We start from the raw sequence: 14,169 nt of genomic DNA, 5'->3' as shown, positions 1-14,169 counted from the left end.
ATCACTCCTAAATCGTACATAACTATCTCGACTTTACCATAAGTCGAAAATCGGAAGGAATGATAACTTATGTCAGATACGTTTTTACTCGTATTGAAACTTGTCGGAATCATTGTCATTGGGGCCCTGATTGGCGCAGTCACGAATCATCTAGCGATTCGGATGTTATTTCGACCACTTGAACCGAAATACATCGGAAAATTTCGCGTGCCGTTTACGCCGGGTCTGATTCCTAAACGGCGAGATGAACTAGCAGCGAATCTCGGACGGACGGTCGTCAAGCATCTCTTGACGCCAGAAGGGATCGGGAAACGTCTCGCATCACCAGCTGTTCGTGGAGCTGTCACACGGCTCGTCGAACATGAAGTCATGAAATGGACACGTTCAGAAGAGACGACGGAAGCGTGGATTAGTCGATTCATCGATGAACCCAAACAACGGATTCAAGGGAAAATCAGTTATCACTTGGAACAGGAGTTTTCACTCCTCATGGGTAAATGGCGTGAGCAGTCCGTGCGCGAGTTGATCGGGGAAGCCGGAGAACAAAAAATCGAAGAGGTCATGCCAAGACTCGTCACATCCGTATTGCACCAAGCAGAGGAATATTTTGATGGACCAGAAGGACGTCTACAACTCGAGGAAACTGTTGCTCGTTTCATCCAACAGCGTCTCGGAGGTGGGATGTTCGGGATGTTGCTCGCGAACGTCAACGTCGTTGATATGATTCAGCCGGAGCTGAAACGGGTACTTCAATCAGAGTCGACGTCTCAGTTCATCCTTGCCTTATTACGTCAGGAATGGCAAAAGGGACTAGATCGTCCACTGTCGTCTTATATGACAGAAGAGACGGAGTCACGGATTCGACAGACCGTCAAAGAACAAGTCTTGGCGCGTTTACCGATTGAATCGATGCTTGCTACACCATTACGCGTCTGGTTGAATCCCCTCGAGTCACAATTACTCGAGCAACATGTCCCTGTCGTCATCGATCATCTATTCGAACGGACGACGAATCAAATCGGGCAAATTCTACAAACGCTTGATCTCGAAACGATTGTTCGAGAAGAGGTCGGTTTGCTGGATACTGCGTATCTCGAGGAAATCGTCTTATCGATTTCCAAGCGAGAATTCCGGGCTATCACTTGGCTTGGAGGGTTGTTAGGTGGTTTAATTGGATTGATACAGGCGGGGCTTTATCTCGTCTAAACAAATTGGAGGTTTTACTCATGGCAGAAACAAACTTATATGATCACGCGTACACACTGGAGCGTGCATTACGTGAGACTTCAGAGTACACGACATTAAAAGATTTGTACACGCAAGTTAACGCGGATCCGGAATCAAACGAATTGTTTGCATCGTTCCGTAACATCCAACTCGAATTACAACAAAAGCAGATGCAAGGTGAAGAAATCACACCAGACGATATGGCGTCTGCCCAAACAAAGATGCTTGAAGTCCAAAACAACCCATTAATCAGTCAGCTGATGCAAGAAGAGCAACGGATGCACACGATGCTGACGGAAGTCACACAAATCATCATGAAGCCGTTAGAAGAACTCTACGCGCCAATGATGGAGCAACAAGACGACGTTCAATAAGTCATCAAAAAGGAAGACGCGCCATTATGGCCGTCTTCCTTTTTTGTATAGCTCAAGATGAAGTAGGGACGATCCGTGGCAAGTAAGCGCGCTCGAAATGAATCAAACGACCTGAACGTGTGACACGAGCTGCATGATGAGCGTACCCACTCTCATTGAGACGCCGAATCCCTTCTTCTCGTGCCTGTCCATCTGCTTCTGCTTCAAAAACGTCATCGAGTAACGTTTCACCACGATCTGAAAAGACTGTAATCGTATACTGCATACTTGTTCCTCCCTTGTCTGATCGGTCTTGTACTTAGTATAATGAATAGCTATTCATTTTACAAGCGCAGGTCTAAGTCTTGCCACGTCAACTGTCGCGCAGCGGGAGGAGTAGTCAGGTGACTGACCGTCATACCAATCAAGCGGATCGGTCCGTCGAAGGTGATACCATTGAACAATTTCGTTGTTTCCTCAAGTAAGCGTTCTTCGTCCGCCGTTTCTTCTGAAAATGTATGCCGTTTCGAACGTGACTGGAATGTATCGGTCTTCCACTTGATCGTGATCGTCCGGCAAACGAGTTCTTTTTTTTGAAGACTCGCAATGACGGATTTTGATTCTCGAATCAACGTCTCGAATATCGTATCGATATCCTCCGTATCTTCTTCGAAGGTCGTCTCAGAACCAATCGATTTTCGCTCGCGTTCCGGACGAACCGGACGCTCGTCGATCCCGTGTGCCATCGCATGCAGTTCCGTTCCGCGATCGTGTCCGAGCAATGCTCGTAATTGTTCGACCGGCATTGCTTGGACATCTGCGACGGTTTCAATTCCTTGTTTTCGTAACGCTTGTTCCGTGACTTTTCCGACGCCGTGTAAATCTCCAATTTTTAATGGAGACAAGAAACTGAGGACGTCCTCTGGAGGAACTACCGTCATCCCGTTCGGTTTCTCGTATCCGGATGCGACCTTCGCGACGAGCTTAGAGTTCGAAACACCAGCAGAGGCCGTCAGACCTGTCCGTTCTTTAATTTGCTGAAGAACATATTGCGCGATATAGGTCGCACTTTTTTGATCAAAATAATTTTCCGTGACGTCAAGATACGCTTCATCAAGCGAGAGAGGCTCGACGAGCGGTGTCACTTCTCGAAAAAGCGCCATGATTTGCGCACTGACAGCTCGGTAGACGTCAAAGCGGGGACGAATGAAGACCGCACGGGGGCAGAGCTGGAAGGCACGTCTTGACGGCATCGCGCTATGGATACCGTATTTCCGTGCTTCATAGGAACAGGTCGCTACGACACCACGTGCATGAGGCGGTCCACCGACGACGACGGGAACACCTTTTAATCGAGGACGATCGCGTTGCTCGACGGAAGCGTAAAAGGCGTCCATATCAATATGAATGATTTTTCGTTCCATCGTACAAGCGTCTCCTTTCAGTAGATATGATACAATTAGTATAACGAACTTATGTTCTTATATCTATTTTTTTGGTCGACTGTTCTTTGGCATCCTAACAAGAGCGCCTAACCACCCACGCCAGCGCATCCAGTAGAAGATGCCACCGGTCGAGAGAAAAATTAGACCAAGGGATAGGGCGTAACCGTATTTCCATTCTAATTCCGGCATGATTTTAAAGTTCATCCCCCAAATCGCACCGAGAGCCATCGTTGGTGTCGCGACGGCAGTAAAGATTGTTAATGCCTTCATGATTTCGTTTCCACGGAAGTTCGAGACGGTCGTCGATAAGTCGAGCAGGACCTCAATGTCTTTTTGATAATGTTCAATGAGCATCAACAGACGGCGGACACGTTTCGTAGCTAGTTTCAACGAGAGATCCTCGAGATACGCGTCCTCGTCGAGAAATGATTCTTCACCAGCCATGACGAGCTCTTGAAACGGAACGATTAAATCGGACCAGTTCTCGATCGTGTCGCGTAAAGCGAAGATGCTATCGAGCGAATCTTCATTGATGCTGCCACGTAGTTCATCTTGTCTTGAGAATAGTTCCGTCTCAAACTGATCGATACCGGCAAAATACGTGTTCAGCTGTAAAGCAAGAATCGTATAAAAGGCTGCGAATGGATGCGCGGGAGAATAGGGAGCGACCAGGGACACGATTGAATCCGACAATCCAATCGTGATCAGTTTTTCTTTCGTTACATAAAAGCAAATCGAGCGACGGTCACTTTTGTCGACAGGATTTTGCCAGGTGACGACAGCGCCATAGAGAACCCCTTTTTCCGAGCGGGTGAAGTTCATGTCTTTCGATCGCAGCTGCGTCACCCAGTCCATTTCGGATTGATCGACGGCAGCCGTCGGAAAGGTTTGTTCATAGTCAGCTAAATCGAGATAGCGAGACCAATTAAATTGAGGTTCCAGTTCCATGTTCATGACTCCCATATAGTAGAATGAAATAGTATATGCCTTAAGTGTAGTCAATGGAATATAAAAAAGACACCTATTTTACAGATAAAGGACGTGTTTCAAGTATGAAAGGAATTGGTAAATTAGCAGTTGGAGAAACGCTCGATCAACGAGCGATGATCAAGCAAGCGGTCAAAGGAATTGCAGCGAATGGGAAACCATACTTGACGCTCATCTTGACGGATAAGACAGGCGAAATCGAGACGAAGATGTGGGATACGAGTGATCTTGAAAAATATGCGCCGAAATCAATCGTCCATGCTGCTGGAGAAGTCATGGACTATCGAGGGCGGACACAACTCAAGCTCAAACAAATCACGGTTCTAGAGGAGACGAATGTCGAGGACTATGTCCAATCCGCACCGATTCCGCGAGAGCAAATCGAGACGGAAGTCCTCGCGTTCGTAGAATCGATTCAGAACAGTGATATGAAAAAGCTCGTTAAACATTTGATTACTTCGCGATTCGACGCTTACTTCACGCATCCGGCAGCGGTCAAGAACCATCATGCTTTTTACTCGGGGCTGTCATACCACGTCCTTTCGATGTTGCGTCTAGCGGATCAAATCGCTCAACTCTATCCGACCTTAAACCGTGACGTGCTAATCAGTGGCATCATTCTGCACGATTATGCGAAAATCAAGGAGTTATCCGATCCGGTTGCACCGGAATATACGTTGCCTGGTAAACTCGTCGGTCATATTACGATGATGGTAGCGGAACTTGAAAAAGTCGGAGCAGAATTACAAATTGACGCAGAAGTACTGACGGTCTTGCAACATCTCGTCTTAAGTCATCACGGACGACCGGAATGGGGTTCTGCTGTCGCACCACAGATGCGCGAGGCAGAAGTTTTGTTCTTGATCGATAACCTTGATGCACGGATGACGATGATGGATCGTCTCCTTGAATATGTCGAGCCAGGACAGTTCTCGGAACGATCATTCGCACTAGATAATCGTGCTTTTTACCGTCCGAAGCTATAAGGGGGAGAAAAGATGAAGACGAAGTTGTTTGATACGGTTCAACTCGGAACGTTGACATTCCGAAATCGGGTCATCATGGCGCCGATGTGTATGTACAGTGCAAAAGAAGATGGACTCGTTACGGATTGGCATGTCACGCACTATGCAACCCGTGCGATGGGTGGTGTCGGTGGCGTCATCTTAGAAGCGAGTGCTGTTACGCCAGACGGTCGCATTTCAGCCGGTGATCTTGGAATTTGGTCAGATGCTCATATCGAAGGCTTACAACGGATCGCAGAGCAAGTCAAAGCAGCGGGTGCAAAAGCAGGCATTCAACTGGCCCATGCCGGGCGCAAAAGTACGACGGCAGAACCACCCGTTGCACCGAGTGCTTTACCGTTTGATGATACGTATACACATCCACGAGCATTAACGCTTGAGGAAATCGCGACGATCAAACAACAGTTCATCGATGCAGCACTGCGTGCGGAACGAGCAGGGTATGATTTCATTGAAATTCATGGGGCTCATGGTTACTTACTGAACACGTTCCTCTCTCCGTTATCAAACGTTCGTGAGGACCAATACGGTGGATCGGTTGAAAATCGGATGCGCTTGTTGCTAGAGATCATTGATGGCATTCAAGCCGTTTCCAAGCTCTCGATCTGGGTCCGGATTTCAGCAGCCGATCACGCAACAGGGGGAATGACGGCGACGGATTATATTCCACTCGCGAAAGAACTAGTTGCACGTCACATCGATCTACTCGATTGCAGTTCAGGGGCTGTCGTCGCTAATGCCGTACCGGAAGTGTATCCAGGCTATCAAGTGAGCTATGCAGAAGAGTTGAAACGAGAGACGGGTATTGCAACAGGCGCGGTTGGATTGATTACGACAGCTGCCCATGCAGAAGAAATCGTCCGTAACGGTCGAGCAGATATCGTCCTGCTCGCACGTGAACTACTTCGCCAACCTTATTGGGTCTATCATGCGGCAGCCGAACTAGGAGATACGGTCGCCTTGCCGAAACAATACGAACGGGCACCAATCCGAACGGTTCGTTAACTATCGCTCATATGAATGAAAAACGACACGAAAAAAGGAAGCCTTCGCGGCTTCCTTTTTTGATTACTGCTGTTGTTGTTGCATCATTTGTTGTTGCATTTGTTGTTGTTCTTGTTTATCTAAATCAAAAGCATCCTTGAAGTCTTTGTTTTCGATTTTAACATCGTATTCTTTCATGAGTGAACGGTAGATATCGTTCGGGTTGACTTGTGCTGCTTTTTCTTCAGCAAGTGCTTTTTTGATGCGTGCTTTTTCTTTATCAAGCGTAAAGTCTTTCTTTTCTTTACGATCGACTACTTTGATGATGTGGTAACCGAATTGTGTTTTAATTGGATCGGAGATTTTACCTTCAACGCCATCCTTGAACGCATAATCTTCGAATTCCTTGACCATTTTACCTTTTGTGAAGTATCCAAGGTCTCCACCTTTTGCACCGCTACCTGTATCTGTTGATTTCTCTTTTGCCAGTTTCGCGAAGTCCGCGCCGTCATCCAATTGTTTTTTGATGTCTTTTGCTTCTGACTCTTTCGCAACGAGGATATGGCTTGCTTTGACTTCGACTTTTTCTTGGTCAAAACGCTCTTGGATTTCTTTATCTGTTACTTTTGATTTCGCAGATTTTGCTTCCGTTAAGAGCATTTGTGTGCGAAGAACTGTCTCGAATTCTTTTTCGTTCTTGATTCCAGCAGATTTCAATGTTGTATTGAACTGCTCTTTATCCGGGAACTGGTCTTTTGTCTTCTTGACTTCTGCTTCGACTTCTTTATCCGTGACTTCTTTGCCGTATTTCTTCTCAAGCAATTTGTTCATTGTTTGCTGGAAAGCGATTTGAGCACCAGCTTTTTCGTATGCTTCTTCTTGGACGTCAGCCTTGTTGACTTCGCCACCTTTGTAATTGATGACGGCTTCGTCATTTGATCCACATGCTGCTAACGTAAATACACTTGCGACTGCTGCTGCGCCTAACAATTTCTTTTTCATACATACACCCCTAATTTACCATTTATTTCAACCGTTTTATCATATCATATTCTCGTCTGGTTGACAGCTGTATCTTGTCATGCCAAGAGATACTTGCTCTTTTCCATGCTATCACATCCAAGTAGTCGGTTGAGGATAATTTTTATGGGAAATTGTGAGGGAAATAACGCTCTTGAGACATAGTAGTAATGTCCTTGTCATGAGGAAAAAAGACCTAAAAAAAGCATTCTAGCTAGAGGCTAAAACGCTTTTGGTAAGGTTATGCTTTTTTGATCGAGTCCATGACTGGATCTTGAGGGCGACGATCTGCTTCTTCTGTGATCATCTTTGATGTCTCAGCGAATATGTCCATGAAGCTGTCGCCATACAAGCGACGTACGATCGCAGAAATGTCCGTTAATTCCGGGAACTTCCCGTACAATTCCTGAAGAGGAAGTGATGCACGGAAGACACCGTTTTCTTCAGGGCGGAACGCTTGAATCGTCTCAAGCAAGAGTGATTCGCCCTCTGGTGTCAACTGGACGTAGGTATTTCGTTTATCTGTTTCCTTTTTCGAGAACGTCAACAATCCGCGGTCTTCTAACTTCTTCGAGAAGTTGAATGCCGTCGAGACGTGCATGACACCATACTTCGCGATCTCTGAAATCGAGGCACCGCCTAGCGCGTGCGAAATCCACAAGATATGATGTTCATTGATGTTCAGATCAAAGGGCTTGATCCAATTTTGCCAATCTTTTTCTACCGTTTTCCATAGTGCTTTGCTTAACTGGACAATCTTGTGGCTATACAACAAAGCCTCTTGTCCAGGATATAACTTTTCGTGTTCCATATCTGACTCATCCTTTCGAAAGGTGACAATGGCTCAAACGCGCAAAATGCAAACTATACAAAAACAAATCGAAGCAACGGATCTTACTTTTGTGGAGAAAGCTGGTCTGCTTCCTGTTTCGCTTCATCAGCGAGAGACTGGATCTTCGTGAGCGATGCTTGGACTTCCGTTTGGTATTCCGAGACGCTCTGCATGACTTCTTCTTTGAAGTGCATACCAGACGCTTTTGCTGTCTCTACTAAGTTCTTGCCCTCCTGGGTCAAATCCTGCACATTCGTTACGATTGTAGAATAAGAATTTCGACGTTGATGACCGTTCGAAGAGTCGCTTTTCGTACCTTGGCGAAGCGCCTTCAGACCGTAAAAAGTCACAAGTGTTAGCGTAGCACCAAAAGCGACCCAGTTACGGGCGGGACGCTTCGACATATTGAACCTCCTTTTTAATATTAAAATATTTGTTTCATATTATTTTACCGAAAATCGAATGAAAGAAACCTATTTCGGCAATATTTTTCTAAGAATAGAAGAAAAAGAACAGACTTAGATGCGAGAAGCGATCGAATTTGCGAGTTCAGCTAATTCCTCTGCCGTGTAATCGTCATTATGAACTTCCCATTTTGCACCGAAACCGTCTTGTTTATCGTGACGCGGAATGAGGTGCAGGTGGAAGTGAGAGACCGATTGACCCGCTACTTTTCCTGTATTCGATAAGAGATTCATGCCAGCTGCCTCTGTCTCTTGTTGAAGCGCACGACTGATTTGCGGGATCGTCGCAAATACGTCTTGTGCTTGTTCAGGAGAGAGATCATACAAATTATCGGCATGTTGTTTTGGGATGACGAGCGTATGTCCTTTCGTCACTTGTGACAGGTCAAGGAAAGCGAGAACTTGTTCGTTCTCGAATACGATATGACCAGGGACTTCTTTGCGAGCAATTTTACAGAAGATACATGACTCTTTTTGCATGGAACGTTCACTCCCTTGGGTAAGATAATATTAGTATACGGAAAGTTTCCGACTTCCGCACGATTGACAGTCAAATTGAACCCGATACACTTAGAAACATACAGCTACTGAAGGAAGGAGCGAATTGCATGGCATCACGAGTAGCCTCGACGGCACAAAAAAAACGAAAACGGCGCCTGCTCGTCGGTAGCGTCATCATCGTCGGTCTTTTCTTATTCGTTGCCTTTTGGTTTGGACGTAACATGCAAGAAGCGGCGAGAATGGAGAAAACAGACGAGCGTCTTGCTACCTTGTTAAAGGAAAAGGATCAGCGTGGATTCCAACAACTCGTCACGATGAATGGTAAGTCACTACCGATGAGTGAAGCGACGCGACTCGTTAATTGGTTGACGGCTGACTCAGAACGGACGGGCCGGGTCATCGCACAAGTCAAACAGGATCAAGGCGCAGGGAAGCAAGTGAAGACACATCTGTTTTCGCTTCAAGAAGAAGATGGATGGCTTTGGTATGACCGGTACTCTCTCGATGTGAATCCTCAGCGGTTAACCGTTTCAAGTGATTTACCGGGAACGAAGATTTCATTAGATGGAGAAGAAGTCGGGACGATTGATCAGAAATCCCTTGAACTCAAGCGATCTCCTGGAGAGTACGATGTTCAAGCAAGTGCGGAACAATCCGGACAGACCGTCCAGGAATCAAAGACTGTACAACTCGGAGATGAACCGAACGCGACAGTCGACTTTAAATTGGCTGATCGATTCAATACGACCGTTTCGAACGAATATGCAGTCGATATCAAAACGTTACTTGAGACGGAAGTGAAAGCCCAGACTGGAAAAAGTATCGATACGATGATTGGCTATCTCGGACGTTCGCGTGACTCGTTCGAGAATACGTTCGGCACGCCTGATTCGACCGTTGCCAATCGAGCACGATACGATGGATATGAAGTGACCTATCAATCGGGGCAGGTGGAAGAATTGCTAATCCGATTAAATAAGACTCCGGATGAATTGGAAGCCATCGCTGGAAAACCAGAACGAAAGAAGCGCGAGCAAGTCGGTACCGTTTGGGAATATCCGTCTAGTTTTCTCGAAGGTGTGTTCGAATGGTTGAACTTACGAGCAGAAAAACGAGTCGTCGAGCGAGAGGACGGTATGTGGTTACAATTAAAAGACTAAAAAAATCCTCGGACTAGAACGTCCGAGGATTTTTGGTTATCGTTTATTCACCGCACGGAGAATGAACGATACGATAAGGATAAGAATGATAGCTCCGAGTAAAGCAGGAACGATTGCGAATCCGGCAACCATTGGACCCCAGTTTCCGAATAATGCTTGACCGATCAATGCACCAACAAAACCAGCGATGATGTTACCAATGATACCGCCTGGAACATCCTTACCTAAAATCAAGCTTGCTAGCCAACCAATAATACCACCGACGATTAACGCCCATAAGAATCCCATTTAAAACACTCCTTTTCAATTTAAGATCTATGATTACTTACGTACTGCCCGGAGAATAAGTGAGACGATGAAGATCAAGATGACTGCTCCGAGAATAGCCGGAATGACTGCGAAACCAGCAATTTTTGGTCCCATTGAACCAAAGATGGCTTGACCGATCATCGAACCGATGAAACCAGCGATAATGTTACCGATGATGCCACCCGGTACGTCTTTCCCGATAATTAAACTTGCGATCCAACCGATGAGACCACCAATGATGAGTGCCCATAAGAAACCCATTTCTAAACATCTCCTCTACATATTAGTTTTACCTGTTTTCAGGCAGTTATAAACACGTGCGAAAATGAAAAAATCTGAAATCGTTCATTCTTTAGTTCATTCTTTAAATGACTAGACGATTAGACCACTTGATAGAGAATGAATAGACGATTCATTGATTTCACTTTCAATTTACATGTAAATCGTTTTCATATATTGATGTAACGATTACACTTAGAGTAATTGCCGAAAAAACAAGTATTAAAACATTATATTTTAAAAAACTAGGCGTTACGCTAGAAAAACGAAGCGAGTCTACTTTACGATGAGCCTAAAGGGAGTGGCAGATATGTTATTAGACATTAAAGATTTGTCAGGAGGATACGGATCAAAAACCGTTCTGCATGACATCAATATCGAAGTCGACCGAGGTGAACTCGTCGGTCTAATTGGGTTGAACGGTGCCGGAAAATCAACGACGATCAAGCATATCCTTGGTCTTTTACCGGTCAAGACGGGATCGGTTCGAATCAATGGATTGGATTTAACGACGAACGAAACCGAGTATCGTCGCCAAGTGGCGTATATTCCGGAGCAGCCGATGTTATATGAACAACTGACGTTACGGGAGCACCTTCGTCTGATGGCGCAAGGATATGACGTCGAAGAAGCAATCGCGACAGAACGCGCGCAACATTATGCTGAACGACTTCGAATGACGAAGCAACTCGAATGGTTTCCAAGTGTCTTCTCAAAAGGGATGAAGCAAAAAGCGATGATTTTATGTGCACTCGTCACAGGCAGTGAACTGTTGATCGTCGATGAACCGTTCGTTGGACTTGATCCACTGGCAATCCGAGAGTTACTTCAGATTTTTAGTGAACTGAAGCAGGACGGTAAGGGGATCTTAATGTCGACGCATATTCTTGAGACAGCCGAGCGTCACTGTAACCGATTCGTGCTCTTACATGAGGGGCACATTGCAGCAGAGGGAACGACAGCTGCTTTACGCGCACGATATGGACTGCAAGATGGAACGCTGGATGATCTGTACGTTGCCGCGATCGAGGAGGCGGAACGATGAACAGCCAGTCCTTATGGAAGGAACGCTACCAGGCGGCGATGACGGAAACGGTGAAATATACAAGGTACATGGCGAATGGCGGACTGTTATTTACCGTTTACTTCGTTATTTTGTACGGTTTAGTCGTCTACGGACGTTTCCTCGACCAACTCGATCCATCGTTTCCAGGTCGATTTGTCATGGCAGCCTTGTTTCTGATTTTACCGCTCTATCGGACGAGTCGGACGTTTCTCGTTGAGGCGGACCAAGTGTTTCTATTACCGGTGTTAGCGAAGTTATCAAGTTTCATGCAACAAGTACGAGCGTACAATGCGGTCTTTGGTATCATCCGTGCTGTGATTCCGTTTTTAGCTGTCGTTGTTCTCTATGTTCGAACGGAACAGACCACACCACTTGAACTTGTTTTACTTGGGGTAGCGCTTGCTTTGTTCGGAGCTGCTGCGAATTTATCAAAGCTTGAAGGCATCGCACATCGGACGGTGTTACTGTATGCGTGCGGAGCGGCGCTACTCGTCATCATCGATATGGCGTGGATGACAATCGTCGTCGCACTTCTCTTAATGGTCGTACTCCATTTAAAGCGTCAGGACCATCTTCCTCTACGCGAATGGATTGCGCTCGAACAGGAATCGCGTGATCGTTTTTATCGATTAGCGAACTGGTTCGTCGATGTGCCGCATTTATCGGCAACATATAAACGCCGTCGTCTCTTGAGTAACATGGTCGAGCGGATTCCATATCGAGCGCAAACGACATTCGATTACTTGTATGTCAAACAGTTCATCCGGAGTGGAGACGGGATCGGATTGATTGTTCGTTTGACGCTGATCGGGGCTGTGTTCATGTGGTTAGCGAGTGGCAACGAGTTGTTCGTTGCGCTTGCAATCCCTGCGTTTGCAGGATTGACAAGCTTTCAACTAGCACCGTTCACGAAGGCAGTGGACCAACATCTATTGACTCGTCTATTACCGTATGGAAATGCTGTACAGGCGAAACGAAAAATCATCCGCTTCGCAGCAATCAGTCAATGCATCGTCTTGACGCTACTTGGATTCTTTTTAAGCGGATCCATCTATGTCGTTGGTGGGGCAGCCTTGGCGCTTGTGATTGGTGAATACTACGCTCGAAAATAATAAACAAGAAAGAGCCTACGCGATGAATCCATCGTGTAGGCTCTTGTTCTTTTTATTAATTGACGCGTTCGTTTGAGAGATCTTCTTCTTCGACCATACGCAATTCTTTGCTGACAGGAGCAGGGAGATCGTAAGAAGATTGACCATGTTCCGCAACGTCCAGTCCGCGGAGTTCATCTTCGCGTGTGATCCGAAGACCAATCGTAAGGTCGAGAACTTTTAAGAATGCATAACTCAAGACACTGACGATGACGACGGCAAAGACGACACCAAGTGCTTGAACACCGAGTTGCGTAAAACCGCCACCATAGAAGAGACCAGCTTGTCCGATCCCTGTGATTTCAACGAGTCGTGGTGAAGCGAAGAATCCAGTTGCGAGTGTACCCCAGATACCAGCGACGCCATGAACGGAGAAGGCACATAATGGATCATCGACACGGCTTGCGAGAAGAATGCTCGTTCCATATGTGATCACACCAGCGAGGAAACCGATGACGACAGCTGCCCACGGTTCGACGAAGGCACAGGCTGCTGTGATGGCAACGAGTGCAGCTAAGACACCGTTGATGATCGAAGGGATATCTGCGACACGACGGTGCCAGAATGAGATGGCAAGAGCACCGAGGGCACCTGCTGCAGTCGCAAGTAACGTCGTCAAGGCAACGTAACTAAAGAATCCATCGGCAATCGTTAGTGTCGAACCAGCATTGAAGCCGAACCAACATAACCAGAGGATGAAGGCACCAACGACAGAATAGATGACGTTGTGTCCGAGTAACGGTGTTTTTTCAGCACCGATTCGTTTCTTGAGCAGTAAAGCAGCAACGAGTGCAGCAATCCCACCTTGTAAGTGAACGACCGTTGATCCAGCGAAGTCTTGCATCCCGAGCGAACCAAGGAATCCACCTGCCCAAACGGAACGTGCAATGATCGGATAGATGATAGCAACGAAAAACGTTCCGAACAACAGGTAGACGGATAATTTAGCACGTTCTGCGAATCCGCCCCAAGCGATTGCGAGGGAGACAGCGACGAATGAGAGTTGGAAGAGGAACTTCACATCAATCGTGATGTTCGACCAATCAAGACTGCTGAATCCTCCTTTTAAAAAGAATCCTTCCGTTCCGATGATAGAATTGCCATCACCAAACGTCAATCCGAATCCGATGGCCCAAAAGGCGAGAGCGGCAACCGAGAAGCTGATGATTTGTTTGACGGCGACGTGCCCCGCGTTCTTCGCCCGTAACATCCCTGTTTCTAGAAGTAAGAATCCGATTTGCATCGTAAAGACGAGCAGTGCTGCGAATAAGACATAAAACGTATCGACTGAGATAGCGAGTTGTTCCAGTTTCATTGTCGTTCCTCCTTTATCCATTTAAAGTATGTGTTTACTTTAGACGGAAAT

At 46.3% G+C, this 14,169-nt stretch carries 17 protein-coding genes; 7 read left to right on the top strand and 10 right to left on the bottom strand.

Annotated features, from left to right (window positions below; genetic code table 11):
• Window positions 1–69: 69 nt before the first annotated feature.
• Together NOM72_RS11230 and NOM72_RS11225 are read left to right on the top strand one after the other, a co-directional pair.
• Window positions 70–1,206 carry a DUF445 domain-containing protein gene (locus tag NOM72_RS11230; RefSeq protein WP_035398483.1) on the top strand — a complete coding sequence of 379 codons (1,137 nt, stop codon included), beginning with the start codon at window positions 70–72 and terminating at the stop codon, window positions 1,204–1,206.
• A 20-nt stretch (window positions 1,207–1,226) separates the two neighbouring features.
• On the top strand, window positions 1,227–1,601 hold the full coding sequence (locus NOM72_RS11225; protein ID WP_023467337.1) for a YlbF/YmcA family competence regulator: 375 nt from the start codon (window positions 1,227–1,229) through the stop codon (window positions 1,599–1,601).
• A 52-nt stretch (window positions 1,602–1,653) separates the two neighbouring features.
• On the opposite strand, the gene NOM72_RS11220 is transcribed toward NOM72_RS11225, so the two are convergent.
• The 3 genes from NOM72_RS11220 to NOM72_RS11210 all read right to left on the bottom strand — a co-directional run bounded on the left by NOM72_RS11220 (window position 1,654) and on the right by NOM72_RS11210 (window position 3,973).
• Window positions 1,654–1,866 (bottom strand): YhzD family protein, encoded by a 213-nt coding sequence (locus tag NOM72_RS11220; protein WP_023467338.1) that lies wholly within the window; start codon window positions 1,864–1,866, stop codon window positions 1,654–1,656.
• Window positions 1,867–1,924: 58 nt separating this feature from the next.
• Entirely contained in the window at window positions 1,925–3,004 is a 1,080-nt protein-coding gene (gene dinB, locus NOM72_RS11215) for a DNA polymerase IV (RefSeq protein WP_255999176.1), read from the bottom strand.
• A 63-nt stretch (window positions 3,005–3,067) separates the two neighbouring features.
• Window positions 3,068–3,973 carry a magnesium transporter CorA family protein gene (locus NOM72_RS11210; RefSeq protein WP_023467340.1) on the bottom strand — a complete coding sequence of 302 codons (906 nt, stop codon included), beginning with the start codon at window positions 3,971–3,973 and terminating at the stop codon, window positions 3,068–3,070.
• A gap of 104 nt (window positions 3,974–4,077) precedes the next feature.
• On the opposite strand from NOM72_RS11210, the gene NOM72_RS11205 reads away from it, so the two are divergent.
• Entirely contained in the window at window positions 4,078–4,998 is a 921-nt protein-coding gene (locus tag NOM72_RS11205) for an HD domain-containing protein (protein ID WP_029340932.1), read from the top strand.
• A gap of 12 nt (window positions 4,999–5,010) precedes the next feature.
• Entirely contained in the window at window positions 5,011–6,042 is a 1,032-nt protein-coding gene (gene namA, locus NOM72_RS11200; RefSeq protein ID WP_255999175.1) for an NADPH dehydrogenase NamA, read from the top strand.
• Window positions 6,043–6,105: 63 nt separating this feature from the next.
• Here the strand turns inward: namA and NOM72_RS11195 are convergent, their stop codons facing one another.
• From NOM72_RS11195 to NOM72_RS11180, 4 genes are all read right to left on the bottom strand, one after another.
• Window positions 6,106–7,023, bottom strand: coding sequence for a peptidylprolyl isomerase (locus tag NOM72_RS11195; protein WP_023467343.1), 918 nt, complete (start codon window positions 7,021–7,023; stop codon window positions 6,106–6,108).
• Window positions 7,024–7,282: 259 nt separating this feature from the next.
• Window positions 7,283–7,852, bottom strand: a complete 570-nt coding sequence (locus NOM72_RS11190; RefSeq protein WP_023467344.1) for an HTH-type transcriptional regulator Hpr — start codon at window positions 7,850–7,852, stop codon at window positions 7,283–7,285.
• Window positions 7,853–7,935: 83 nt separating this feature from the next.
• On the bottom strand, window positions 7,936–8,277 hold the full coding sequence (locus tag NOM72_RS11185; RefSeq protein ID WP_023467345.1) for a hypothetical protein: 342 nt from the start codon (window positions 8,275–8,277) through the stop codon (window positions 7,936–7,938).
• Window positions 8,278–8,391: 114 nt separating this feature from the next.
• Window positions 8,392–8,817, bottom strand: a complete 426-nt coding sequence (locus NOM72_RS11180) for an HIT family protein (RefSeq protein WP_023467346.1) — start codon at window positions 8,815–8,817, stop codon at window positions 8,392–8,394.
• A 128-nt stretch (window positions 8,818–8,945) separates the two neighbouring features.
• Between NOM72_RS11180 and NOM72_RS11175 the strand changes: the two genes are divergently transcribed.
• Complete coding sequence (locus tag NOM72_RS11175) at window positions 8,946–9,998, top strand: zinc ribbon domain-containing protein (protein ID WP_255999174.1); 1,053 nt, start codon at window positions 8,946–8,948, stop codon at window positions 9,996–9,998.
• 36 nt (window positions 9,999–10,034) lie between these two features.
• Here the strand turns inward: NOM72_RS11175 and NOM72_RS11170 are convergent, their stop codons facing one another.
• Window positions 10,035–10,286 carry a GlsB/YeaQ/YmgE family stress response membrane protein gene (locus tag NOM72_RS11170; protein WP_023467348.1) on the bottom strand — a complete coding sequence of 84 codons (252 nt, stop codon included), beginning with the start codon at window positions 10,284–10,286 and terminating at the stop codon, window positions 10,035–10,037.
• 33 nt (window positions 10,287–10,319) lie between these two features.
• The gene (locus NOM72_RS11165) at window positions 10,320–10,568 is read right to left on the bottom strand and encodes a GlsB/YeaQ/YmgE family stress response membrane protein (protein ID WP_023467349.1); all 249 of its coding nucleotides are present in this window, start codon (window positions 10,566–10,568) and stop codon (window positions 10,320–10,322) included.
• A gap of 328 nt (window positions 10,569–10,896) precedes the next feature.
• Here NOM72_RS11165 and NOM72_RS11160 point away from each other — a divergent pair, with 328 nt between their 5' ends.
• Both NOM72_RS11160 and NOM72_RS11155 read left to right on the top strand, forming a co-directional pair.
• Complete coding sequence (locus NOM72_RS11160) at window positions 10,897–11,631, top strand: ABC transporter ATP-binding protein (RefSeq protein ID WP_023467350.1); 735 nt, start codon at window positions 10,897–10,899, stop codon at window positions 11,629–11,631.
• Window positions 11,628–12,764, top strand: coding sequence for an ABC transporter permease (locus tag NOM72_RS11155; RefSeq protein ID WP_255999173.1), 1,137 nt, complete (start codon window positions 11,628–11,630; stop codon window positions 12,762–12,764). The genes NOM72_RS11160 and NOM72_RS11155 overlap by 4 nt, the downstream gene beginning before the upstream one ends.
• Window positions 12,765–12,819: 55 nt before the next feature.
• On the opposite strand, the gene NOM72_RS11150 is transcribed toward NOM72_RS11155, so the two are convergent.
• Complete coding sequence (locus NOM72_RS11150; protein ID WP_255999172.1) at window positions 12,820–14,118, bottom strand: ammonium transporter; 1,299 nt, start codon at window positions 14,116–14,118, stop codon at window positions 12,820–12,822.
• Window positions 14,119–14,169 lie beyond the last annotated feature (51 nt).

This window comes from Exiguobacterium sp. LL15 (assembly GCF_024436095.1).
Classification (GTDB): domain Bacteria; phylum Bacillota; class Bacilli; order Exiguobacteriales; family Exiguobacteriaceae; genus Exiguobacterium_A; species Exiguobacterium_A indicum.
The sequence above is the reverse complement of the archived record's forward strand: the minus strand, read 5'-3'. Positions and strand labels throughout refer to the sequence as shown.